We start from the raw sequence: 23475 nt of genomic DNA, 5'->3' as shown, positions 1-23475 counted from the left end.
GAAACCGCAATGGTTTTCCGGACGCTCTAGAGCGTGTTTTGCACAGTTGTTACAATCCGGATTCAATGAACTCGTTGCTCAGCGGCGAGCGGCCCGAGATCGCCGGCCGCGCGCTCTCCGTCGCGCCCGACGACACCGTGGCCTTCGACGACGCCCGCCCCGCGGCCGGCGACGGCGTCGCGCGCGAGCTCGCGCGCCTCGTCGATCCGAGCGTGCCGACGGACGCCGCGGAGCGGGCGATCGCGGTCGACCAGACGAACACCTCGGTCATCGTCGACGAGCGCCTCGTCGTCAAGGTCGTGGGCCGTTGGGCCGCGGCCGACCGGGCGGCGCACCTGCTCGAACGCCTCGCCGGGGCGGGGTCGACGGAGGTCGCCGGCTACGCCGGCCGGGTGGACTGGCGGCATCCGACGCTCGGCACCTCGGCGCTCGCGATCGTCACCGAATACCTCCCGGGCGCGCAGGACGGCTGGGACTGGGCAGTCGACGACGTGGCGGCCCTGCTCGCCGGCACCGGCCCCGAGCCCGGGTTCCCCGCGGTGCTCGGCGCGACGGTCGCGCGCCTGCACGACGCGCTCGGCGCGCACGCCGTCCCGGCGCCCGACGACGCTCCCGCCCTGCGCGAGCGGCGCGCGCTGGTCGCGCTCGACGCCGCACTCGAGGCGACGGGCCGTTCGGGCGGCCCCACCGCCGCGCGGCTGGCCAACCGCGCCGGTCGGTTGCGGCGCGACATCCGCTCGCTCGGCGCCACCCTGCCCGGCCTCGCGTTCGACCTGCACGGCGACCTGCACGTCGGGCAGGTGCTGCGCTCCCCCGGCACGCCGCCGCGATACACCGTGATCGACTTCGACGGCGACCCGCAGCTCGACGCATCCGAACGCGGGCGAACGGATGCCGCGGCGCGCGACGTCGCGCACCTGCTCGTGTCGCTCGACCTCGTCGCGGCCGTCGCGCAGAAGCGCCTCGGTCGCGCCGACCCCGCGGCGTTCGCCTGGGCCGACCGCGCGCGCGACTCGCTGCTCGCGGCGTACCGTGGGACGCTCGTGCGGAGCGAGCTGTTGGACCCCGCGCTCCTGCCCGGCCTCGAGGCCGAGCAGCTCGCCGCCGAACTCACGTACGCCGACCGGTTCCTGCCGCGCTGGCGCTACGCGCCGGACGCGGCGATCACGCACCGCCACCCCTCGACCGACGAGCTTCCGGAGGACCCGTGGACACCGCCGCCTTTCGAGCCGACCTCGACCTGATCCCCGAGTCGCTCGGCCGACTCGCCGACGCGCTCGACGCGGGCCTCGCGGGCCTCGACCGCCTCGCGCTGCTCGGTGCCGCGCGCGTGCTCGTCGTCGGCATGGGCTCGAGCCGGTACGCGGCCGACGTCGTCGCCCGGCGATTCCGCGCGGTCGGCGCGAACGTGCTCGTCGAGCTCGCGAGCGTCGACCTGCTGCCGCCCGCGGCGCCCGATCTCGTCGTCGTGGCGGTCTCGGCCACCGGCAGCAGCGTCGAGGTGCTCCGCGCGGTCGAGCGCTACCGAGGCGACGGCCGGCTCGTCGCGATCACCAACCGGGCCGACTCGCCCCTCGCCGAGGCCGCCGACGCGGTCGTGCCGCTGCATGCCGGCGTCGAGGCCTCGGGCGTCGCCTGCCGTACGTTCCGGGCCACGTTCGCCGTGCTCGACGAGGTGCTCGGCGAGCTCCTCGGCACCGCGCCGGCCGAGCGGTTCGACGCGGCGGCGCTGCGACGCGGCGCCGAGGCGAACGCGGCGCTGCTCGAGGCATCCGTCGACTGGCTCGACCCGCTCGCGGACCTGCTCACCGGACCCGACGGCACGTGGACGCTGGCCCCTGCGGAGCGCCTGTCGAGTGCGCAGCAGTCGGCGCTCATGCTGCGCGAGGTGCCGCGCCTCGGCGCCTTCGCCTCGGAGACCGGCGACTGGTCGCACGTCGACGTCTACCTCACCAAGACGCAGGACTACCGCGCACTCGTGTACGCGGGCTCCGCCTGGGACGCGCAGGCGCTCGACTGGATGCACCGGCGCGGCTCGCGGTTCGCCGCGGTCGGCGGCCCGCTCGACGGCGCCGAGCTCGCGGTGCGCTACCCCGGCGACGACGACCCCACGGTCGCCGCCCTCGCCGACACGCTCCTGGGCGAGCTCGTCGCCGACCGCCGCCTGACCGCGCGGCCACCGCACGCGCAGCCGATCGGCTGACGGGTCGGAGCCGGCCGTCCGCACCCCGCGTGCGCCGCCCCGGGACCCGGCTCACTCGACGAGCAGGCTCAGGAGGGGACGCAGGCGCACCCACGGCCACGCCTCCTCGGAGTTCGAGAGCAGCACGACCGCGCGCCCCGCGCTCGGATCGACCAGGACGGCGGCGGTGAAGCCCTCGGCGGAGCCGATGACGTAGTCGACCCCGTCGTCGCCGGCGTCGATCCACTCCCAGAAGTAGCCGACGCGGATCTGCGGCCACCGGGTGTCGGCGACCGGCTCGAGCGCGGCGCTCCCGGCGAACGGCCCGTCGAGGACCGATCGGGCGAGGGCCACGCCGTCGTCGATCGTCGCCGCGACCCCGGTCGCGGGCGCGTACGCCCCACTGCCTCGCGGCGCCACGCGCTCGCCGCGCCACTCGTGACCCTGCGCGAGGTCGTCGGGGAGGAGGTCGCCGGACTCCACCACGACCGCGCCCGTCATCCCGGCGGGCTCGAGGACGCGTTCGGCGAGGAGGTCCGGGAAGCGAGTGCCCGACGCCGCGGCGATCGCCTGCCCGACGAGCGCGGCGTCGAAGTCGCTCGGGTTGTACTCGAGCTCGGGCACGAGGGCGAGCGTGGCCACCCGGGCGAGCAGCGCGTCGAGGCCGCCGCGGTCCGGCACCGCCTCGCCGTCGGCGGCTCCGGCCTGGAAGGCCTCCGGCCCGAGCGGGTCCTGCGGGAGGTTCGAACGGTGCGTCGCGAGCGCGCCGAGCGTCAGTCCGGCGGCGGGCGCGTCGCCGAGGTCGAGGTGCGCCGACACCGGATCGTCGATCGAGACCTCGCCGCGCTCGATCGCGTCGGCCAGCAGCAGCCCGGTGAGTGCGCTCGTCGCGCCGCCGAGGCCGAACCTCGTGCCGGGGTCCGCCGAGACGAAGGCGGTTCGCACCTCGTCACCGTCGAGCAGGGCGATCGCGACGCGGTCGCGCGCGTCGGTGTAGTGCTCGCGCGCGATGGCGAGCAGTTCCTCGTCGCCGGTGAGGAGCTGGTCGTACGGCGGGCCGGAGACGCATCCGCCCAGCGTCGTCGCCGCGACCGCCGCGAGTGCGGCGGCGACGATGCGCCGGTGCGGTCGCCGGTGCGCCGTGCGATGCGCGACCATGCGGCGGATGCTACTCGCGCTCCCTGCCAACCCGCCCAGCGGGCTGCGCGGCCCCGCCGCCGCCGACCGGACTCCCCTGCCCTCGCGGCGGCGGTTAGGCTCGCGCCCATGGCCTACGACGTCGCCGGCATCCGCGCCTGGTTCCCCGCACTCGAGCACGGCTGGGCGCTCTTCGACGGGCCCGGCGGCACCCAGGCACCGCGCCAGGTGGGCGCCGCGATCGCGTCGACCCTGACGGGCCCGCTCTCGAACCGCGGGCGGCTCGGCGAGTCGGCGCAGCGGGCGGATGACGCGGTCGCGGCGTTCCGCGACGCGGTCGCCGACCTCACCGGCGCCGACCCGCGCGGCGTCGTGCACGGCCGCAGCGCGACGCAGCTCGTCTACGACTTCTCGCGCCACCTCTCCCGGGGCTGGGCTCCCGGCGACGAGGTCGTGGTCACCCGCCTCGACCACGACTCGAACGTGCGGCCGTGGGTGCAGGCCGCCGAGAGCGCCGGCGCGGAGGTGCGGTGGGTCGCCTTCGATGCGGCGACGGGCGAGCTGCCCGTCGAGGCGGTGACGGCCGCCCTGAGCGAGCGCACCCGGCTCGTCGCCGTGACGGCCGCGTCGAACCTCATCGGCACGATGCCCGACCTCCCGTCGATCGCCGCCGCGGTCCACGACGCGGGCGCCCTGCTCTTCGTCGACGGCGTCCACCACGCCGCCCACGAGCTGCCCGACGTCGGCGCGCTCGGCGCCGACTTCCTCACCTGCTCGCCCTACAAGTTCCTCGGCCCGCACTGCGGACTGCTGGTCGCCGACCCCGCGCTCCTCGAGACGATCGCCCCCGACAAGCTGCTGCCCGCGACCGACGTCGTGCCCGAGCGCTTCGAGTTCGGCACGCTGCCCTACGAGCTGCTCGCCGGAGTGACCGCCGCCGTCGACGTGCTGGCCTCCCTCGCCGGTGCCGAATCCGGCTCTCGCCGCATCCGTCTCGAGGCGTCGTACGCCGCCCTGCACGAGCACGAGTCCCGCCTCCTGGCGCGCCTCGAGTCGGCGCTCGCCGACCTGCCAGGCACGACCCTGCACTCGCGCGCCTCGCGGCGCACGCCGACGCTGCTCGCGACCTTCACGGGCCACGAGGCATCCGCCGTCTCTGACGCACTCGCCGCCGACCGCGTGCTCGCACCGAGCGGGAACTTCTACGCGCTGGAGGCGTCCCGGCACCTGGGCCTCGGCGACGCCGGCGGACTCCGGATCGGGCTCGCCCCCTACACCGACGACGAGGACGTCGAGCGCCTGATCGCCGCGCTGGGACGCATCGTCCGCTGACCCGCGAAGCGGGGTGTTCCCTCCGCTGAGGCCCGCTCGGGCCCTAGTCTGGTTGCATGACCCCCGCCGAGTACGGCGCCGAGCTGCGTCGACTGCACGTCGACGACGAGCTGCTGCAGGTCGTCAACGTGTGGGACGTCGTGAGCGCGACCACCGTCGCCGCGCTCCCCGAGACTCGCGCGCTCGCGACCGCGAGCCACTCGATCGCCGCGCTGTTCGGGTACCCCGACGGCGAGCACATCCCCGCCGACCTGATGCTCGACATGGTCGGGCGCATCGCGCGCGCCGTCGACATGCCCGTCAGCGCCGATCTCGAGGCGGGGTACGGGAACCCGCGCGAGACGATCAGACGCGCGATCGGCGAGGGGATCGTCGGCGCGAACCTCGAGGACCGAATGGAGCCGCTCGCCGACTCGGTGGCCGCCGTCGAGGCGGCCGTCGCCGCGGCGGACGCCGAGGGCGTCCCGTTCGCGCTCAACGCGCGCACCGACGCCTGGCTCCACGGCGGGGACCGGCCGCGCGTGGAGCGGACGGCCGACGCGGTCGCGCGTGGACGCGCGTACCTCGATGCGGGAGCCACGTGCGTGTTCGTCCCCGGGAACTTCGGCGACGACGTCGTGGCAGAGCTCGTCGACGGCATCGGATGGCGGCGCGTCAGCGTGATCGGGCTCCCCGACCTCCCGCGACCCGAACGCCTCGCGGAACTCGGCGTCGCACGCGTCTCCTACGGGCCGCTGACGCAGCGCGTGGCGCTCGGCGCCCTGCAGGACCTCGCGGTCATGCTCTACGGCGGCGGCGTGCCTCCCCGCGGCATCCGCCCACTGAACTAGACCGGCCGGCACCGGCCGGATCGCATACCGAGAGGATCGCGCATGGGCGATGGCACCACCATCGAGATCACCGGACTCACGAAGCGCTTCGGCGCCGTCACGGCGGTCGAGGACCTGACCTTCACGGTCGAACCCGGTCGGGTGACCGGGTTCCTCGGACCGAACGGCGCGGGCAAGACGACCACGCTCCGGACACTGCTCGGCCTCGAACGCCCGACGGCCGGGACCGCGACCTTCGGCGGCACCGTGTACCGCGACCTCGAACGGCCGTTCGAGACCGTCGGGGCCGCGCTCGATGCGGCGTTCCATCCGGGACGCTCCGCCCGCAACCACCTCCGCGTGACGGCGACCGCCGCAGGCATCCGCTCGTCGCGCGTCGACGAGGTGCTCGAGCAGGTCGGGATGTCGGAGTTCGCGGGTCGCCGCGTTGGCGGCTTCTCGCTCGGCATGCGGCAGCGCCTCGCGCTCGCGACGACCCTGCTCGGCGACCCGCGCGTGCTCGTGCTCGACGAGCCGATCAACGGGCTCGACCCGGAGGGCATCAGGTGGATCCGGGGATTCCTGCAATCCCTCGCGCGCGACGGCCGCACGGTGCTCGTGAGCTCCCACCTGCTCAGCGAGGTGCAGCAGTCGGTCGACGAGGTCGTCATCATCTCGCGCGGACGGCTCGTGCGCACCGGGACGTTGTCCAGCCTGGAGCTCGACGCCTCGCCCCGGACCGTCGTCGACGCACCCGACCGCGCGCGGCTCGCCGCCGCGCTCGACCAGGCCGGCCTCGAGTACACGGAGGGTCGCGGCGGGTTCATCGTCGCCGAGCCCGACCCCGGCATCGTCGGGCACGCCGCGTTCGTCGGCGACGTGGAACTGAGTTCGCTGCACCGGTTGAAGTCGGGACTCGAGGAGTCGTTCCTCGCGCTCGTCGGCGAGGGCGAGGGTGAGGCGTGATGTCGATGCTGCGATCCGTCGGAGCGGAGTTCCAGAAGGTCCTGACGACCCGCATGTGGTGGCTGCTCGCGATCGTGCTGGTCGGGTACGTCGCGCTGATGTCGGGCGGGTTCGGCGCGTTCCTCGGCTGGGCGGCGCAGAACCCGGATGCCGCGGCCTCGGCGGGCGGCAACACGGCGATCCCGCCCGGGGTCGAACTGGCGCCGCTGCTCTACAGCTTCGCCTCGTCCATCGGGTACGTCTTCCCGGTGCTCCTCGGCGCCCTCGCGGTGACGACGGAGTTCCGCCACCGCACGCTCACCACGACGTTCCTCGCGGAACCGCACCGCACGACCGTGCTGACCGGCAAGTTCGCCTCGCAGCTCGTGGTCGGCGCGCTCTTCGGCGTCATGGGCTTCGCCACCTCCGTCGCCGCGGGCGCCGCTGCGCTGGCCGCGTTCGACCTCGACACGGGGCTCGACTCGAGCGACACGTGGGCGCTCGTCGGGCGCGGGATCCTCGCCATGGCCCTCTGGGGCGCGATCGGCGTGGGACTCGGCGCGCTCGTGCCCAACCAGGTCGCGGCGATCGTCATCGTCATCGCGTTCACGCAGTTCTTCGAACCGGTGCTGCGGCTCGTGTCGTCGCTGAACGACGTCACCGCGTCGATCGGCCGGTTCCTGCCGGGAGCGGCGAGCGACGCACTCGTGGGCGCCTCGTTCTACAGCGTGGCGTCCCTCGGCGCGTCCGACTCGCTCGAGTGGTGGCAGGGCGGCCTGGTGCTGCTCGGCATCGCGGTCGTGACGACGGTCGTCGGCGGGGCGACGACCTGGCGGCGCGACGTATCGTGACGGGCCGCCGCGGGCGTAGCATCCGTCCATGAGCGTCCTCGCGATCGTCGGCAGCATCGTGGTGGTGCTCGCGGCGCTGCTGCACGTCTACATCTTCGTGCTCGAGAGCGTCCGCTGGATGCAGCCGTCGACCTGGCGCGTGTTCGGCGTCCGCGATCGCGCCCAGGCCGAGACGCTCCGCCCGATGGCGTACAACCAGGGCTTCTACAACCTGTTCCTCGCGATCGGCGCGCTCGCCGGCGTCTGGCTCCACTGGACCGACCTGCCGAGGGCCGGGCTCGCGCTCGCGCTGTTCAGCACGGCGTGCATGGCGGCGGCCGCGGTGGTGCTGACCACCACCGGGCCGGGCTACGTGCGGCCGGCGCTGATCCAGGGCACGCTGCCGCTCATCGGATTCGTGCTGCTGCTCCTGGCCTGACCGCCGGCGGGCGCGGCCGACGGCTCAGTCGCCGCTGGTCTCCTCCTGCGCGAAGTCGTCGGCGTCGGGCTCCGCGTCGTCGGCCTCGGCGTCGTCGTCGGACGGCCCACCCACCTTCAGCCGGTCGATGAGCTCGGCCGCGCGGCTCGTGCTCAGCACGAGGCGCCCGAACTCGCCGTCGGACAACTCGAGCACCACGGCCTGCCGCTTGCCCTTCACGAGCACGAAGTCGCTGCCGCTGTGCGTCTTCCACACCCCGACCGCGATGACGAGCGGCATCTCGGTGCCGCGCCGACGGATGCCCCGCACCCAGATCCACGGGTCGTCGGTGATGATGGCGGAGCGGATGTCGTCGCGCTGGACGATCACGTCGGCACCGCGCAGCGCGAGCGACTTCTCGGCCGGCGTGAGGTGGACCTCGAGCCGGTCGTTGTGGACGCGCAGGTTGGCCATACCTCCATCCTGCCCGAGCCCGCCGTCAGGGGCGTGGTCGACGCTCCACAACGGTGTGATCGGTTCCGTTGCCGGAACCTCCCACTCCCGGCCGGTTCAGGCCGCCGGCGGGCGGGCGGATGCCGCGGCGCGCGCCGCCGCCGGGAGGGCGTCGACGATGCGCGAGACCGCGTCCTCGTCGTGCGCGGCGGTCACGAACCACGCCTCGAACACGCTCGGCGGCAGCGAGACGCCGGCGTCGAGCATCGCGTGGAAGAACGGTGCGTAGCGCCACGACTCCTGCGCGAGCACACCCGCGTAGTCATGCGCGCCGTCCGCGACGGCCTCGCCGAAGAGGAAGCTGAAGAGGTTGCCCGCGACCTGCACGCCGTGCGCGACGCCCTCGGCGGAGAGCGCAGCCGAGACCTCGCGCTGCAGCAGCCCACTCACCTCGTCGAGCTTCGCGTAGACCGCGTCGTCGGCGAGCCGCAGCGTCGTGACGCCCGCGGCCACCGCCACCGGGTTCCCCGAGAGCGTGCCCGCCTGGTACACCGGGCCGAGCGGCGCGAGCCGCTCCATGATCTCGGCGCGCCCGCCGAGCGCGGCGACGGGCATGCCGCCGCCGACGACCTTGCCGAAGGTGACGAGGTCGGGCGTGTACGCGGCATCCGTTCCGGCCTCGATGCCCCACCAGCCCGCCTTCGAGACGCGGAAGCCCGTGAGCACCTCGTCGCTGATGACGAGCGCGCCGTGCGCGTGCGCGAGGTCGACCAGGTCGCGGTTGAAGCCCGGCAGCGGCGGCACGACGCCCATGTTCGCGGCGGCCGCCTCGGTGATGACGGCCGCGATGCGGTCGCCGTGCTCGGCGAACACCGCGCGGAGCGCGTCGAGGTCGTTGTACGGCACCACGAGCGTGAGCGCGGCGACGTCGGCCGGCACGCCCGCGGAGCCCGGAAGGGCGAACGTCGCAAGGCCCGAGCCAGCCTCGGCGAGCAGGCCGTCGGAGTGGCCGTGGTAGTGCCCGGCGAACTTCACGAGCAGGTCGCGGCCGGTGAAGCCGCGGGCGAGGCGGATGGCGCTCATGGTCGCCTCGGTGCCGGTGGAGACGAGCCGCAGCTTCTCGACGGGCGCGACGCGCTGCTCGATGAGCTCGGCGAGCTCGGTCTCGACCGGAGTGGAGGCCCCGAACGAGAGGCCGCGCGACGCGGCATCCTGCACCGCGGCGATCACCTCGGGGTTCGCGTGGCCGAGGATCGCGGGGCCCCAGCCGGCGACGAGGTCGACGTACTCGCGCCCCTCGGCGTCGGTCACGTACGGTCCGCGGGCCGAGACGAGGAAGCGCGGGGTGCCGCCGACCGAGCGGAAGGCGCGCACGGGCGAGTTCACGCCGCCCGGGATCGCGGCCTGCGCGCGGGCGAAGAGCTCGGCGTTGGTGGCCGTGGTCGCGGTGTTCGCGTCGGCGGTGGTCATTCGGTCCCCTCCCGGAGCCATCCGGCGAGCTCGGTCGCCCAGTACGTCAGCACGGCGTCGGCGCCCGCGCGGCGGATGCCCCGGACCGACTCGACGACGGCGCGGCGGCGGTCGATCCAGCCGTGCATGGCCGCGGCCTCGATCATCGCGTACTCGCCCGAGACCTGATACGCCCAGACGGGCACGTCGCTCGCGGCCGCGACATCCGCCAGCACGTCGAGGTACGAGCCGGCCGGCTTGACCATGACGACGTCGGCGCCCTCGTCGATGTCGATCATCGCCTCGCGCAGGCCCTCACGCCGGTTGCCCGGGTCGAGCTGGTACGTGCGGCGATCGCCCTCGAGGGTCGACTCGACCGCGTCGCGGAAGGGGCCGTAGAAGGCCGAGGCGTACTTCGCCGAGTAGGCGAGGATCGCGGTGTGCGTGAAGCCGGCGCCGTCGAGCGCGTCGCGCACCGCGGCGACCTGGCCGTCCATCATCCCCGACAGGCCGAGCAGCTGCGAGCCGGATGCCGCCTGCACGAGTGCCATCTCGCGGTACCGCTCGAGCGTCGCGTCGTTGTCGACCCGGCCGAGCGCGTCGAGCACGCCGCAGTGCCCGTGGTCGGTGAACTCGTCGAGGCACAGGTCGGTCTGCACGACGAGCGCGTCGCCCACCTCGTCGGCGACCAGGCGGGTCGCGACGTTGAGGATGCCGTTCGGGTCGGTGCCGCACGAGCCCGTGGCGTCACGGGTCTCGGGCACGCCGAACAGCATCACGCCGCCGACGCCCGCGGCCGCGGCATCCGCCACCGCCTGCTTCACCGAGTCGAGCGAGTGCTGCACGACGCCCGGCATCGAGGCGATCGGCATGGGCTCGGTCACGCCCTCGCGGACGAAGATCGGCAGGACCAGCTCGGCGGGGTCGAGGCGGGTCTCGGACACGAGGCGGCGCAGGGCCGGCGTCTCACGCAGGCGCCGGGGCCGCACGCGAGGGGAGGGTGCGGAAGTCACCCGCCAAGCCTACGCGCGCGCGGCTGGGCGGTCGGTGGGCGCGGCACGTCGGCGATCCGTGCCGCGCTGGAGTGCGATTTCGGGGGTGGAGGCCCGGATGGAACCGCGCTCCAGCCCGGAAACGGGACTCAGATGCGAGCGAGCGGATGCCGCGCGCAGGTCAGGCGCTCGCGAGCGCCGAGTTCACGACGGCGTCGATGAGGGACTCGGCCGAGCGCTCGGCGGCGATCACGTCGACCCGGAGGCCGAAGGCCGAGGCATCCTTCTGCGTCTGCGGGCCGATTGCGGCCACGAGCGTCTTCTCGGGCACGGGGCCGAGCTGCGCCTGGACCTGCTCGGCGACGCTGCCCGACGTGACGAGGATCGCGTCGACCTTGCCCGCGCGCACGTCGTCGACGACCTTCTGCGCGACCGGGACGCCGACCGTGCGGTACGCGACGACGGCCTCGACGTGGTGGCCGATGCGCTCCAAGCCGACGGAGAGCACCTGCTTGGCGATCGCCGAGCGCAGGGCGAGCACGCGCAGCGGCACGACGCCGTCGGTCGCGGCCTCCCACTCCTCGAGGAGCCCGCGTGCGGAGTTCTCCTCGCTGGGGACGATATCGGCGCGGTAGCCGGCTGCGACGAGGGCGGCCGCGGTGGTCTCGCCCACCGCGGCGACCTTCGTCGACTCCGGGATGACCGCGCCGTACGAGGACAGCACGTCGACCGTCGTCGCACTCGTGACCGTGACCCAGTCGAAGCCGCCCGCTGCCAGCTTCGCGAGGGCCGCCTCGAGTGCGGACTGGTCGTCGGTCGGTGCGAAGTTGATCATCGGCGCGATGACCGGCGACGCCCCGCGAGCGCGGAGCGATGCCGCGACCGAGTCCCCCCACGGCCCCCCGCGGGGCACGAGCACGCGCCATCCTGCCAGCGGCTTGGAGCCGTCGGCTCCGGGCAGGTTGATCGCGCCGGTCATCGGTTCGAATTCGGTCACGGCGACTCCTGGGCAGGTGCGAGATCGGCGGCGCCGTTGCCGAGGAGGTCCGCGACGACGCGGGATGCGACGTCGCGTGCCGCGTCCGCCAGGTCGGCGGCCGAGCGGCTGTCGGGGGTGGCGGCGTGCGAGCTGGTCAACTGCCGCGTCCCGTCGGCACTGTACACCGTCGCCGTGAGGAACAGAAGTTCGTCGTCCACGAACGCGGTGGCCCCCACGGGGGCAGCGCACCCCGCTTCGAGGCCGGCGAGCACGAGGCGCTCGGCGAGCACCGTGGCCCTCGTCGTGGCGTGGTCGACGGCGTCGAGCGCGCGCTGCAGGTGGCGCGAGGCGCGCTCGTCGCGGACCTCCAGGGCCAGTGCCCCCTGCCCGGGAGCGGTCGGCCAGTCGCTCAGCGAGAAGCGCTCGGTCGCGGCATCCGCCCGCCCCAGTCGGCCGAGGCCGGCCGCCGCGAGCATGACCGCGTCGAGTTCGCCCTGCTCGACGAACCCGAGCCGCGTGTCGATGTTGCCGCGCACGTCGACGGCGACCACGTCGGGCCGGGCCGCGGCCAACTGCGCGATGCGTCGCGGCGAGCCCGTCCCGATGCGGGCCCCCTCGGGCAGCTCGGCGAGCGTGAGCCCGTCGCGGGCGCACAGCGCGTCGCGCGCGTCGGCGCGCTTGGGCACCGCGCCGAGGCGCAGCCGCGGGTGGTCGGCGGTGGGCAGGTCCTTCAGCGAGTGCACGACGACGTCGCACTCCCCCGCGACGAGGGCCTCGCGCAGCGCGGCCGCGAACACGCCCGTGCCGCCGATCGACTGCAGCGACGCCCGCGACGTGTCGCCCTGCGTGGTGACGGTCACGATCTCGATGTCGGCGTTCGCCGCCTTGCCGAGGCGCTCGGCGATCTGGTTCGTCTGGGCGAGCGCGAGCGCGCTGCCCCGCGTCCCGACGCGGATCACGTCGCGCTGCGCCGCCGCGGCGGTCACGGTGCGATCCCCGCGAGGGCCGGCTTGAACCCGAGGCGCACGTTCTCGCAGCAGCCCGGCCGACAGACGTCGTACCAGGGGCCGAGGTCGGTCGCGTGCGGTCGCTCCGCGGCCGGCGTTCCGTTCACGCGCTCGAGCACGAGGTCGACGAGGCCTGCGACGTACGCCGGGTGGATGCCGGGCGTGGGCACGCGGACCGCGGCGAGGCCGTGCTCCTCGGCCGTCTCCATGGCCTCCTCGTCGAGGTCCCACATGACCTCCATGTGGTCGCTGACGAAGCCGAGCGGCACGATCACGACGGCCTTCCGGCCCGCGGCGGGCAGTTCGGCGATCGCGTCGTTGACGTCGGGCTCGAGCCACGGCTGCGTCGGGGGGCCGGAGCGCGACTGGTAGACGAGCTGCCACGGCACGTCGCCGGCGCCCGCATCGCGCATCACGACCTCGGCGACCGCCGTGTGCTGGGCGGCGTAGGCGCCGCCTTCGCCGAACCCGCGCTCCGCGGGGCCGGACCTCTCGGCGTCCGTCGTCGGGATCGAGTGGGTCGCGAACAGCACCTCGACGTCGGTCGTGGGGTCGAACGACTCGTGGTCGGCCGCGAGCTTCGCGATCGCGTCGCGCACGCCCTCGACGAACGGGGCGACGAAGCCGGGGTGGTCGAAGAACTGCCGGACCTTGTCGATCCGGATGACACCACCCAGGCCGGTGTCCTCCAGCGCGTCCGCGAAGTCCTCGCGGTACTGGCGGCAGCTCGAGTACGACGAGTAGGCGCTCGTGGCGACCGCGATGAGCTTCGTGAAGCCCCGCTCGCCTGCCTCGCGCAGCGCATCGTTCATGTACGGGTCCCAGTTGCGGTTGCCCCAGATGACCGGAAGGTCGATGCCGCGCCCCGCCAGCTCGGCCTCGAGCGCGGCCTTGAGTTCGCGGTTGTGCTCGTTGATCGGGCTCACGCCGCCGAAGTGGCGGTAGTGGTGCGCGACCTCCTCGAGCCGCTCGTCGGGGATGCCGCGGCCGCGCGTCACGTTCCGCAGGAACGGGATCACGTCGTCCTGGCCCTCGGGCCCGCCGAATCCGGCGAGCAGGATGGCGTCGTAGGCGACGGGCGCCTCCACGTGCGCGGGGCCGTCCTGCGCCGGCTCGGTCGCGCCGGGCACGACCGCGCCGGGGGCGAGCGGGGCGGATGTCGCGGCCGCGGGCTTCACGCCGCGAAGCGGGTGCCCCGCTGCGGCCGCCCGTGCGCGCTCGGCCGAGTCGGCGCCCACGCCGCCGAGGTTGGTCGCGGCCATTACTGCAGCACCTCCACGAGCTCGGCGGTCGTGATGCGACGCCCGGTGTAGAACGGCAGCTCGTCGCGCACGTGGCGCCGGGCATCGGTCGCACGCAGGTCGCGCATCATGTCGACGAGGTCGGTGAGCTCGTCGGCCTCCATCGGCAGCAGCCACTCGTAGTCGCCGAGCGAGAACGCCGACACCGTGTTCGCGACGACGCCGCGGAACGCGGCTCCCTTCCGCCCGTGCTCGGCGAGCATGCGCCCCCGCTCCTCGGGCGGGAGCAGGTACCACTCGTAGCTGCGGACGAACGGGTAGATCGTCAGCCACGACTTGGGCTCGACGCCGCGGAGGAAGCCCGGCACGTGCGCCTTGTTGAACTCGGCGTCGCGGTGCACCCCCATCGCGTTCCACGTGGGCAGGAGTGCGCGCAGCAGCCGCGCACGTCGCAGCTCGCGGAGCGCCCACTGCAGGCCCTCGGCGGTCGGACCGTGCAGCCACAGCATCACGTCGGCATCGGCGCGGAGCCCCGACACGTCGTAGATTCCGCGGAGCACGACGCCCTCGTCCTCGACGAGGCGGATCACGCCGTCGAGTTCGCCGACGAACCGGGGCACGTCGTGCCCGTCGAGGTCGTCGGGCCGAGCCGGATCCTTGCGGAACACGGCGAAGAGCGTATAGCCCTCGGGCGAGGGGGTCGGGTCGGACTCGGGTGCGCTCGCGGCTGCCCCTTCGGCAGCGGGGGAAGACATGGCACTATCCTCCCCCCGCAAGCTGAAAGCTCAAAAAAGGCGACGACCATCGCCCCGCTCAGCGCCTCGCGCGCTCGATCACGAACTCCGGGGTCTCGGCGAGCGATCGGGCGACGACGCAGAAGCGCTCGGTCCCGGTGCGGAGGCGCTCGAGGGTCCCGTCGTCGGCGTCGGTGTCGACGACCGCGGTCACGACGACGTCGAGGAGCCCGACGGGGACGTCCCGGCTCATGCCGAGCGTGCCCCGCGCGTCGAACACGCCCTCGGCACGGACCTCCGCCGAGCGGATCTCGAGCCCCATCGCGGTCGCCACCGACCGGAGCGTGACGCCCGCGCAGCCGACGAGCGCCTGCAGCAGGAGGTCTCCCGAGCAGGCGTCGGAGCCGTCGCCACCGGTCGTGGGGTGCAGCCCCGTGCGCACCGGCCCCGCCCACCCTTCGACGGTCGCGGTGATGCCCGGCTCGACGAAGGCCGCGCGTGCGGAGACGGGCGCGATCGCGGAGTCGGGGTCGGTGCGGTAGCGGTCCTTCAGCGGCGCCTGGAGCGCGCGGAGCTCGGCCTGGTCCATTGCGTCATCTTGGCCGCGTTGCGGCGCCGGCACAAAACGCGTGACGCCGGCCCGCGCCGGAGAGCGCCTTGCGCGCAGCCCGCGAGCGGTCAGGGGTGCAGTCGGGTGAACCGGAACGCCGCGAAGCCCTCGATGGGCAGCGCCTCGGCGGAGTCGAACCCCGCGCTGCGCGCGTACCCCTCGAGCGTCGACGGTCGCATGACCGTCCCGGTGGCGACCGAGCCCGGCGTCGAGAGGCTGTCCGGCAGGCAGACGAGCAGGCTGTACCCGTACATGACGCGCTCGACGTCGTCGCCGTCGGGCGCGAACCGCTCGGCCACGGCCTCGTCCATGATCACGACGGCGCCGTCGTCGCGCACGACGCGGCGGAGCGCGGCGAGGACCTCGACCGGGTTCGGCATGTCGTGCAGTGCCTCGAAGACGAAGGCCGCGTCGTACGCGTCCTCCTCGGCGAGCGCCTCGCCGCCGCCGAGGTGGAAGGTCACGCGGTCCGCCAGCTCGGCCTCGTCTGCGTGGGCGCGGGCCGACTCGATCGAGGGCCCGTCGATGTCGACGCCGTCGACGACCGCCTCGGGGTACGCCCGGGCGAGCGCGAGCGAGGACCAGCCGTGCCCGCAGCCGACGTCGAGGATCCGTGCGCCCGGTCGGCTCAGCACCGCATCGAGCTCGGGGACCGACGCCAGCGCACCGGCGAGCTCGCGGTCGAACCAGGGGCGGTTGATGTCGCCCTGCGCGTCGCGCATGTCCTTCCCGAACGACGCCCACGGCACGCCGCCGCCGGTGCGCGCCGCGTCGAGCAGCCCGGGCAGCTGCGCCGCGGCGCTGGCGACGATGCGCGCGATCGGTGCGAGGTAGGCGAGCGACTCGTCGTCGGTGAGCACCTCGGCGTGCGCGGGCGGCAGCGAGTACCGGCGGTCGGATGCCGCGGCGTCCGCGTCGTCGACCGCGAGGATGCCGCTCACGGCCTGGTGCTCGAGCCATTCGCGCGTGTACCGCTCGCCGGTCTCGGCGGCCTCGGCGAGCTCGGACGAGGTGAGCGAGCCGCGTTCGGCGAGGATCCGGTACCAGTCGAGCCGGTCGCCGAGATGGACCGAGAGCGTCTCGAAGGCGCCGAGCGCGGACGTGAAGATACGGTCGGCGAACGCGTCGACGGGGTCGGCAGCGCCGGGTGCGGGAGGGGTGGGGTCGGTGACGGACACGTCGCCTCCTTGCGAGGTGGGCCGCTCAGTCGGTGAGCAGCCGGGTGGAGTGCTCGAGATGGGCGCGCATGGCCTCGGGCCCGCGCTCGAGGAGTTCGACCAGCAGGCGCCGATGGTCCTCGACGAGATCGGCGACGCTCGCGTGTCGCCTGATGTGCGCGACGAACAGCAGCAGCTCGCTGCCGATCGCCGCGTGGGCTTCGATGATGCGGGGGCTGTCGGATGCCGCGACCAGGGCGGCGTGGTAGTCGGCGTGGAACCGCTCGATGCGCCGCCACGCGGCATCCGTCGCCCCGCCGGGGCCGCCGTCGGCGGCCCGCTCCATCGCGTCGACCGCGGCACGGGCGGGTGCGAGCACGTGGTCGGGCAGCGTGCCGCCGAAACGGGCGAAGGCGATGCGCAGCGCCTCGACCTCGAGCGCCGCGCGCAATTGCTGCAGCGCGATGATCTCGCGCGCGTCGAAGCTCGTCACGCGGACGCCGCGGTAGGGCTCGGCGACGGCCAGACGCTCGGCGACGAGCCGCTGGAACGCGGCGCGCACGGTGTGCCGGGAGACCCCGTGGCGCGTAGCCGCCGACTCCTCGCGGAGCGGGGTCCCCGGGGCGAGCTCGCCGTTCAGGATCTCGTCGCGCAGCACCGAGGTGACGCGCTCGACGGCCGTCGACGCCGGAGCGGCGTCGACGCGGCCGGGGTCAGCGGTCGAGGTTGGCACGCACCACGAGCCAGACCCCGACGCCGACGGCGGCCGCGATCCCGACGGCCACGGCGATCGCCGCACCGGGTTGTTCGTCGGCGAAGCGCTGCATGCGGCGTTTCGCCCGTGCCGTCGCGCGCGCGGCGCGCTTGGGCACGTTGAGCTTCTCCTCGAGCGCGCCGAGGGTTCCGGCGAGCTGGTCGCGCGCGGCGCGCGCGTTGTCGTGCGCCTGCAGCCGCGTGAAGTTGCGCTGCTGCTTCTTGTCGAGTCGGACGACGTCAGTGGCCGCCATAGTCGCCCCTTCCGGTGATCGCGTCGATGTCCTGTCTGACGCTCTCGATGGTCTCGAGCGGCTCGCTGCCGCGTCGGAAGCTCGCGAGCGCGACGCCCACGAGGATCGCGATGATGAGCAGCAGGATGCCGGAGACGGTGAGGGCCGCCGCCCAGCCCGGCATCACGAGCGAGAGCGCCAGGATGCCGGTCGCGATGAGGGTGCCGAGCAGGAAGATGCCGACGAACGCCGCGGCGATCACGAGTCCCGCGCCGATGCCGAAGTGCTTGGCCTTGTAGCTCAGCTCGGCCTTGATCTGGTCGATCTCGGCTTTGACGAGCGCCTGGATCTGGTCGGGCAGTTCACCGACCAGGGTGAACAGCGACCGGTCGTCGTTGAGTGGTGCAGCCATCGGGTGTCACCTCCGGTGGTCGGTCAGGACGAGGACGTGGACGAGCCGGACGAGCCCGAGGCCTTGGAACCCGATGCGCCGGACTTCGCCGAGCTCGAGCGGGTGGACGAGCCGGACGACTTCGAGCCGGTCGACTTCGAGGCCGTCGACTTCGAGGCCGTCGACTTCGAGGCCGTCGATTTCGCGCCCGCCGATTTCGCGCCCGCCGACTCGGAGGCGGTCGACTTCGATGCGGCCGAGGACTTCGCACCCGTGTCCGTCGTCGAGGACCCCTCGGAGATCTGGCGGACGAGCTTCTTGGCGTTGTCGAGCACGGCGTCGCTCACGTCGCCGACTCGCGCCATCGCGAAGTCCTTCACGGTCTGGACGCCGTCCTGCACGGCCGGCTGGTTCCAGACGTTCTCGGCGGCCTTCTGGATCTGTTCGTAGCGTTCCCGCCCCGCCCTCGTGCCGAGCACGTAGCCCACGCCGAGACCGACGACGAAGAGGATCTTGCCCTTCATGTGCACCCCATCCCCCGCTGCGGTTCTTCAGACAGCGTCACTCCAGCGTAGACCCAGGCAGGTGCGACGCAAGGGGGTTGTCGGGCGATCCGGGCGATCGTATGCCGATCCGGCTATGCATCCTCCGCGATCCGGAGCGACCGCCGCCGGATGCGCTCGGCGGCCTCGATGGCGTGCGGCACGACCGAGGCGAGCCCGGTGCCGGCGACCCACGAACCGGCGAGCGCGAGTCCCTCCTCGTGCTCGACCGCGCCCTCGAGGGCTCGTACGCGATCGCGCTGGCCGACCGCGGCCTGCGAGAGCGCGTCGCGCCACGCGGACCGCCCATGCGCGCGCAGGCTGCGTGCACCGAGGTCGACGCCGAGCAGGGCGGATGCGTCGCGCAGGGCGAGTTCGGCGACCGCCTCGTCGCCCAGGCCGTCGAGCGGACTCGCGGCGCCGGCGCGCCCGTAGGAGAGCCTGACGACGTGCCGGCCCCCCGCGGAGTCGGCGAGCCACGTCCACTTGGCGCTCGAATGCGTGAGCGCCTTGGCCGTGACGCCCGGCGTGCCGGCGGCGACGAGCACGCCGGTTCCGCGCGGCGCGGCGTCGAGTTCGGGCGCGTCGAGCACGAGCGTCACGAGTTCGACGGATGCCGCGGCCGGCCAGTCCTCGGCGAGTGCCTCAGGGGGCGCGATGCCCGCGAGCAGTGCGCGCGAGACGTGGGCGGGCGTGGCGACGATCGCGAAGCGCGCGTCGACGACGACGGATGCCGCGGCGTCGACGTCGCCGGAGGGATCGGCCACCTCGGGCACGGGCTCGCCGACCGCGCGCCAGCCGGATGCGGCAGCGGTCTCGGGGGCGCCACCGGCGTGTCGTCGCTCCAGGGCGGTCGCGCGGACGCCCGTCCGCACCTCGGCGCCGAAGCGTGCGAGCTCGGCGGTGAGCGCGTCGACGAGCGTGTGCATGCCGCCGCGGAGCCCGAGGACCGCGCTGCCGGCGCGCCGCGCCTCGATGAGCTGGCCCACGCCGCCCGAGAGCGATCCGGCGCGGGTCATGGCCTCGTTGAGGCCGGGGGCGACGACGTCGACGTCGAGGTCGTCTGGGTCGGTGGAGTAGACGCCCGCCGAGATCGGCGTGACGAGCCGGTCGAGGACCGCGTCGCCCATGCGCTGGCGAACGAGCGGGCCGAGCCGCTCGGCGCGTCCGATCTTGAGGATCGGGGTGATGCGGTCGCGCCACGCGCGCCACGCGCCGCCCCAGCCGATGATCGCGCGGACGTCCTCGCCGAGCGGGTTCGCGGGGATGCCGAGCACACCCGTACGCGGCAGGCGAGCCGCGTTGCGGCCGGTGCGGTCGCCCCAGACCAGCCACGCGCCGGCCGGGTTCGGCGACTCGACGGCGTCGGCGAGCCCGAGCCGTTCGACGAGCTTCGACACCGAGTCGTTGCGGGTCGCGAAGGACTCGGCGCCCGCGTCGAGCGCGAGGCCGTCGACCTCGATGCGGCCGACGCAGCCGCCCGGGCGATCGGACTGCTCGAGCACGATGACTCCGAGGCCGAGGCGCGCGCACTCGAGCGCGGCGACCAGCCCGGCGACGCCGCCGCCGATCACGATCACGTCGGTCGACGCGCGGTCGACCGGCGCGGACGATCCGCGAGGGTCGTCGTTCGCTGCGGGGTCGGTCATCGTCCCGCCTCGTGCACCAGCTCGACGACGCGCGTGAGCACCGCTGGGTCCGTCTCCGGAGGCACGCCGTGCCCGAGGTTGAAGACGTGCGACGGCGCCGTGCGACCACGGGCGACGACGTCGCGCACCGCGGCCTCGAGCACCGGCCACGGCGCCGCGAGGAGGGCGGGGTCGAGGTTGCCCTGCAGCGGCACGCCCTCGCCGACGCGGAGCGCCGCGACATCGAGCGGCACGCGGTAGTCGACGCCGACGACGTCGACGCCCACCGACTTCATCGCGCCGAGCAGCTCGCCCGTGCCGACGCCGAAGTGCACGACCGGGACCGCGTGGGTGCCGGTCGTGCCGGCGGCATCCGTCGTCTCGTAGGTCAGGTCGTGGACGTGCGCGAGCGCCGCCGCCGATGCGGGGGCGACGTGCGCCTCGTAGTCGGCGAGCGAGAGGGCGCCCGCCCAGGAGTCGAACAGCTGCGCGGCCGACGCGCCCGCGAGCACCTGGGTGCGGAGGAATCGGCCGGTGAGCTCGGCGGTCCAGTCCATCAGGGCGCGCCACGCGCCGGGGTCGGCGTGCATGAGCGTGCGGGCCGCGAGGTGGTCCTTCGAGGGGCCGCCCTCGGCGAGGTAGGCCGCGAGCGTGAACGGGGCGCCGGCGAAGCCGATGAGCGGCGTGGAGGTCGGCGCGTCCGGCGCGGTGAGGGACGCGAGCTCGGCGACGGTGCGCCGCACGGCCTCCGTGATCGGGCCGGCGGCGTCGTCGAGCCGTGCCGGGTCGACCGCGGTGAGCTCGGCGACCGCGGCGGCATCCGCGAACGCACGGCCGAAGACCGGGCCCCGGCCGGGCTGGATCTCGACGTCGACGCCGACGAGCTTCAGCGGCACGACGATGTCGCTGAAGAAGATGCCGGCGTCCACGCCGTGGCGACGGACCGGCTGGAGGGTGATCTCGGCCGCCATCGCGGGGTCGAGGCACGCGTCGAGCATGCGCGTGCCGACGCGCAGCTCGCGGTACTCGGGCAGCGACCGGCCCGCCTGGCGCATGAACCACACCGGCAGCGTGTCGCTGCGCAGGCCCCGATAGGCCCGGACGAGGCGCGAGTCATGCGTGAGGCCGGCGGCGAGCGGATGCTGCGGGGAGAGGTTCACCGTGACATCCTCCCCCATCCGGGCTGAGGGGGCCCTGATGCCGACGGGCCGCGAGCGACCCGGACGGGTTCGGCGGCCCCGGTGCGTGTTGGCCGATCGGAGAACTGGGGTCTGGTGGCCGCGCTCCCACAACGCTAGGGTCGGTCGCGTCGTGCGTCCCCGACACGACGACGCGCAGCGCACCACCCACGCGACGCGCGCCTCCGCCACCCACGGAGAACATCACTGTGTCCAGCATCGCAACGCGGCATCGCACCGGACTCATCGTGCTCGTCGCCCTCGCCGCCGCCGCCGTCGTCGCCGCCCTCCTCCTCGGCGGGCGCCAGGTGGACCGGGTCGTCCAGGCCCTGCCCGACGTCCCCGGCACGCCCGTCGCGCTCGGCCTCGCCGCCATCGCCGGCCTCATCGTCCTCGTGTCCGCGATCGTCCGGGGCTCGGCCTCCGCGCGCGGCCGCGCCCGCCACCGCGCGCTCGACTCGGTCCACGCCGGTGCGGTGAGCTGCGGCATCAGGAACCGCGACCTCGTCTCCCGCCTCGACGAGCTGGGCAGCCGCGCCCACCGGCTCCCCCGGCGGTTCGCCGTCGTCGCCGACGACCACGGCATCTCGTTCTGGGGCGGCGGCCGTCGGCCGCGCCGCATCGCCGCATTCCCGTGGCGCGAGGTGCGGAACATCCGCGCCGACTCGACCGTGGCGGGCAGCACGAGCGTCCCCGTCGCGGTCGTGCGGATCCGCCGCGACGGCTCGAGCATCGAGCTGCCGATGATGCTGAGCGATCCACGGCCCGGCCGGTACGCACTGACCGACGCGCCGTTCTTCGCGACCGTGCGCGCCTGGAAGGCCCGGCATCGCGCGGCGCTCGCGGCCGCGGGCCTCGAGCTGCCGCCCATCACCGGCGCGATCCCGATCATCCGGCAGGCCCGCCCCGCCGCCTGACCCGCGTGTGACGTGGCCGGTCGGAGCCGCTTTCGACGGCAGGTAGAATCGTCCGGTGCTCATCTGTCTCACCGCGAGCCACAAGAACGCCGGCTTCGACATGCTCGAACGTCTCTCGGCGTCCTCCGAGCACGCCGGGCCGCGGTTGACCGGCGGGCACGACGCCGTCCGCGGCGCGGTGGTCGTCGCCACGTGCAACCGGTACGAGGCCTACCTCGACCTCGACATCCCGCACGGCGACTCCCCCGTCGAGGCCGTCCACGACGCGATCTTCGCGGTCGGCGACATCGCCGGCCTCTCGACGGACGAACTCCGCAGCACCTTCGACTTCGTCCACGGCAACGCCGTGGCCGGGCATCTCTTCTCGGTCGCCGCCGGCCTGGAGTCGGTCGTCGTCGGCGAGGGCGAGATCGCCGGCCAGGTGCGCCGCTCGCTCGAGCACGCGCGTGCCGAGGGCACCACCACGCCCGAGCTCGAGCGCCTCTTCCAGCGCGCCTCGCAGACCTCGCGCAAGGTGAAGAACCGCACCGGCATCGGCCACGAGGGCCGGTCGCTCGTCCGCCTCGCGCTCGACCTCGCCGAGAGCCGCGTGACCGACTGGTCGGCCGTGCGCGTGCTCCTCGTCGGCACCGGCCGGTACGCGGGCGCGTCGCTCGCGGCACTGCGCGACCGCGGCGTCGTCGACGTCGCCGTGCACTCGGTCTCCGGGAGGGCGAGCCGCTTCGCCGCGAACCACGGCATCGAGGCGGTGTCGAACGCCGACTACGCGATGGCCGCCGCGGGCGCCGACCTCATCGTCACCTGCACGACGGTGGAGCATCACGTCGTCGACCGCGACCTGCTCGAGCTCGGTCGCACCGAGCTCGCCGTCGCCGCCGGTCGGCCGCCCGTCGCGCTGCTGCCGGGTCGCGAGTCGCCGGCGGCTGCCGCGGGAACGGCCGATGGCTCGGCCGGCGACGCGCCGCGCCAGCTCGTGATCGACCTCGGGCTGCCGCGCAACGTCGCGGCCGACGTCGTCGATGTCGCGGGCGTCGAGCTGCTCGACCTCGAGACCATCAAGATCCACGCGCCGCTCGAGGAGTTCGGATCGACCGACGCGGCGCGCGAGATCGTGGACCGCGCCGCCCGGAACTTCGGCCGTGTCGCCGAGGAGCTCGACCTGGCCCCCGCGGTCGTGGCGCTGCGCCGTCACGTGTTCGACGTGCTCGACGCCGAGATCGAGCGCGCCCGGTCGCGCGGCGACGACGACGGACGCACCGAGGCCGCGCTGCGGCACATGGCGGGCGTCCTGCTGCACACGCCCATGGTGCGCTCGCGCGAGTACGCGCGCGCCGGCGACCAGCAGGCCTGGCTCGACGGACTCGAGGCGATCTTCGGCATCCGGCCCGAGGCCGCGACCGCGGCATCCGGCCTCGCCGAGGGCGAGCGCGGCGACGACGACGCCCGCCCCGCGGCCGACGCCGGCTGACCCCCCGATCCCGACGCGCCCCGTCCCGACGCGTGCCGACGGTCGGCGACATCGCGGCATGCCGTGCGGACGCGGAACGGGCCCGGCCGC

At 74.3% G+C, this 23475-nt stretch carries 25 protein-coding genes; 10 read left to right on the top strand and 15 right to left on the bottom strand.

Going from position 1 to position 23475, the window contains the following annotated elements:
- Positions 1 to 65: 65 nt before the first annotated feature.
- Together GJR97_RS09435 and GJR97_RS09430 are read left to right on the top strand one after the other, a co-directional pair.
- Positions 66 to 1244 (top strand): phosphotransferase, encoded by a 1179-nt coding sequence (locus tag GJR97_RS09435; RefSeq protein ID WP_154346186.1) that lies wholly within the window; start codon positions 66 to 68, stop codon positions 1242 to 1244.
- A complete protein-coding gene (locus GJR97_RS09430) occupies positions 1208 to 2203 on the top strand; it encodes an SIS domain-containing protein (protein ID WP_324613340.1) in 996 nt (331 codons plus the stop codon). Before GJR97_RS09435 ends, GJR97_RS09430 begins: the two co-directional genes overlap by 37 nt.
- A 51-nt stretch (positions 2204 to 2254) precedes the next feature.
- Here GJR97_RS09430 and GJR97_RS09425 read toward each other — a convergent pair whose 3' ends face one another.
- Positions 2255 to 3340 (bottom strand): serine hydrolase domain-containing protein, encoded by a 1086-nt coding sequence (locus GJR97_RS09425; RefSeq protein WP_154346185.1) that lies wholly within the window; start codon positions 3338 to 3340, stop codon positions 2255 to 2257.
- Positions 3341 to 3448: 108 nt separating this feature from the next.
- Between GJR97_RS09425 and GJR97_RS09420 the strand changes: the two genes are divergently transcribed.
- Genes GJR97_RS09420 through GJR97_RS09400 form a run of 5 tightly spaced genes read left to right on the top strand, consistent with a single transcriptional unit; the run spans position 3449 to position 7674 of the window.
- Positions 3449 to 4651: a cysteine desulfurase-like protein gene (locus GJR97_RS09420; RefSeq protein ID WP_154346184.1), complete on the top strand. Its 1203-nt coding sequence runs from the start codon at positions 3449 to 3451 to the stop codon at positions 4649 to 4651.
- Positions 4652 to 4707: 56 nt separating this feature from the next.
- Complete coding sequence (locus GJR97_RS09415; protein ID WP_154346183.1) at positions 4708 to 5481, top strand: isocitrate lyase/PEP mutase family protein; 774 nt, start codon at positions 4708 to 4710, stop codon at positions 5479 to 5481.
- A gap of 42 nt (positions 5482 to 5523) precedes the next feature.
- The gene (locus GJR97_RS09410) at positions 5524 to 6426 is read left to right on the top strand and encodes an ATP-binding cassette domain-containing protein (protein ID WP_154346182.1); all 903 of its coding nucleotides are present in this window, start codon (positions 5524 to 5526) and stop codon (positions 6424 to 6426) included.
- Complete coding sequence (locus GJR97_RS09405; RefSeq protein ID WP_154346181.1) at positions 6426 to 7256, top strand: ABC transporter permease; 831 nt, start codon at positions 6426 to 6428, stop codon at positions 7254 to 7256. The genes GJR97_RS09410 and GJR97_RS09405 overlap by 1 nt, the downstream gene beginning before the upstream one ends.
- A gap of 28 nt (positions 7257 to 7284) precedes the next feature.
- Positions 7285 to 7674, top strand: a complete 390-nt coding sequence (locus tag GJR97_RS09400; RefSeq protein WP_154346180.1) for a DUF1304 domain-containing protein — start codon at positions 7285 to 7287, stop codon at positions 7672 to 7674.
- A 24-nt stretch (positions 7675 to 7698) separates the two neighbouring features.
- Here GJR97_RS09400 and GJR97_RS09395 read toward each other — a convergent pair whose 3' ends face one another.
- The 12 genes from GJR97_RS09395 to GJR97_RS09340 form a co-directional block, all read right to left on the bottom strand.
- Positions 7699 to 8127 (bottom strand): hypothetical protein, encoded by a 429-nt coding sequence (locus tag GJR97_RS09395; RefSeq protein ID WP_154346179.1) that lies wholly within the window; start codon positions 8125 to 8127, stop codon positions 7699 to 7701.
- A 96-nt stretch (positions 8128 to 8223) separates the two neighbouring features.
- Positions 8224 to 9576 (bottom strand): glutamate-1-semialdehyde 2,1-aminomutase, encoded by a 1353-nt coding sequence (hemL, locus tag GJR97_RS09390; RefSeq protein WP_154346178.1) that lies wholly within the window; start codon positions 9574 to 9576, stop codon positions 8224 to 8226.
- Positions 9573 to 10568 (bottom strand): porphobilinogen synthase, encoded by a 996-nt coding sequence (hemB, locus tag GJR97_RS09385; protein WP_324613338.1) that lies wholly within the window; start codon positions 10566 to 10568, stop codon positions 9573 to 9575. Before hemB ends, hemL begins: the two co-directional genes overlap by 4 nt.
- Positions 10569 to 10728: 160 nt before the next feature.
- Positions 10729 to 11526: a uroporphyrinogen-III synthase gene (locus GJR97_RS09380; protein WP_154346262.1), complete on the bottom strand. Its 798-nt coding sequence runs from the start codon at positions 11524 to 11526 to the stop codon at positions 10729 to 10731.
- Between the two features lie 14 nt (positions 11527 to 11540).
- On the bottom strand, positions 11541 to 12512 hold the full coding sequence (gene hemC / locus GJR97_RS09375) for a hydroxymethylbilane synthase (RefSeq protein WP_324613337.1): 972 nt from the start codon (positions 12510 to 12512) through the stop codon (positions 11541 to 11543).
- Positions 12509 to 13795 carry a ferrochelatase gene (locus GJR97_RS09370; protein ID WP_154346177.1) on the bottom strand — a complete coding sequence of 429 codons (1287 nt, stop codon included), beginning with the start codon at positions 13793 to 13795 and terminating at the stop codon, positions 12509 to 12511. Before GJR97_RS09370 ends, hemC begins: the two co-directional genes overlap by 4 nt.
- Positions 13795 to 14529 carry a hydrogen peroxide-dependent heme synthase gene (gene hemQ, locus GJR97_RS09365; RefSeq protein ID WP_154346176.1) on the bottom strand — a complete coding sequence of 245 codons (735 nt, stop codon included), beginning with the start codon at positions 14527 to 14529 and terminating at the stop codon, positions 13795 to 13797. The genes GJR97_RS09370 and hemQ overlap by 1 nt, the downstream gene beginning before the upstream one ends.
- 58 nt (positions 14530 to 14587) lie before the next feature.
- Positions 14588 to 15097, bottom strand: a complete 510-nt coding sequence (locus tag GJR97_RS09360; RefSeq protein ID WP_154346175.1) for an OsmC family protein — start codon at positions 15095 to 15097, stop codon at positions 14588 to 14590.
- An 89-nt stretch (positions 15098 to 15186) separates the two neighbouring features.
- Positions 15187 to 16296, bottom strand: coding sequence for a class I SAM-dependent methyltransferase (locus GJR97_RS18745; protein WP_324613335.1), 1110 nt, complete (start codon positions 16294 to 16296; stop codon positions 15187 to 15189).
- 25 nt (positions 16297 to 16321) lie between these two features.
- Positions 16322 to 17008 (bottom strand): GntR family transcriptional regulator, encoded by a 687-nt coding sequence (locus GJR97_RS18740; protein ID WP_154346174.1) that lies wholly within the window; start codon positions 17006 to 17008, stop codon positions 16322 to 16324.
- Positions 16989 to 17282 carry a DUF3618 domain-containing protein gene (locus tag GJR97_RS09345; protein ID WP_154346173.1) on the bottom strand — a complete coding sequence of 98 codons (294 nt, stop codon included), beginning with the start codon at positions 17280 to 17282 and terminating at the stop codon, positions 16989 to 16991. Before GJR97_RS09345 ends, GJR97_RS18740 begins: the two co-directional genes overlap by 20 nt.
- Complete coding sequence (locus GJR97_RS09340) at positions 17269 to 17673, bottom strand: phage holin family protein (protein ID WP_129234620.1); 405 nt, start codon at positions 17671 to 17673, stop codon at positions 17269 to 17271. Before GJR97_RS09340 ends, GJR97_RS09345 begins: the two co-directional genes overlap by 14 nt.
- A gap of 36 nt (positions 17674 to 17709) precedes the next feature.
- Between GJR97_RS09340 and GJR97_RS09335 the strand changes: the two genes are divergently transcribed.
- Entirely contained in the window at positions 17710 to 18102 is a 393-nt protein-coding gene (locus GJR97_RS09335; protein ID WP_154346172.1) for a hypothetical protein, read from the top strand.
- Between the two features lie 187 nt (positions 18103 to 18289).
- Here GJR97_RS09335 and hemG read toward each other — a convergent pair whose 3' ends face one another.
- Together hemG and hemE are read right to left on the bottom strand one after the other, a co-directional pair.
- On the bottom strand, positions 18290 to 19843 hold the full coding sequence (hemG, locus tag GJR97_RS09330) for a protoporphyrinogen oxidase (RefSeq protein ID WP_154346171.1): 1554 nt from the start codon (positions 19841 to 19843) through the stop codon (positions 18290 to 18292).
- Positions 19840 to 21000, bottom strand: a complete 1161-nt coding sequence (gene hemE, locus GJR97_RS09325; RefSeq protein ID WP_154346170.1) for a uroporphyrinogen decarboxylase — start codon at positions 20998 to 21000, stop codon at positions 19840 to 19842. The genes hemG and hemE overlap by 4 nt, the downstream gene beginning before the upstream one ends.
- 209 nt (positions 21001 to 21209) lie before the next feature.
- Between hemE and GJR97_RS09320 the strand changes: the two genes are divergently transcribed.
- Together GJR97_RS09320 and GJR97_RS09315 are read left to right on the top strand one after the other, a co-directional pair.
- Positions 21210 to 21917 carry a hypothetical protein gene (locus tag GJR97_RS09320; RefSeq protein WP_154346169.1) on the top strand — a complete coding sequence of 236 codons (708 nt, stop codon included), beginning with the start codon at positions 21210 to 21212 and terminating at the stop codon, positions 21915 to 21917.
- Positions 21918 to 21972: 55 nt separating this feature from the next.
- Complete coding sequence (locus GJR97_RS09315) at positions 21973 to 23385, top strand: glutamyl-tRNA reductase (RefSeq protein ID WP_324613332.1); 1413 nt, start codon at positions 21973 to 21975, stop codon at positions 23383 to 23385.
- Positions 23386 to 23475: the final 90 nt, after the last annotated feature.

The sequence above is a fragment of the Agromyces kandeliae genome, assembly GCF_009674665.1.
In the GTDB taxonomy this organism is placed as follows: domain Bacteria; phylum Actinomycetota; class Actinomycetes; order Actinomycetales; family Microbacteriaceae; genus Agromyces; species Agromyces kandeliae.
The sequence above is the reverse complement of the archived record's forward strand: the minus strand, read 5'-3'. Positions and strand labels throughout refer to the sequence as shown.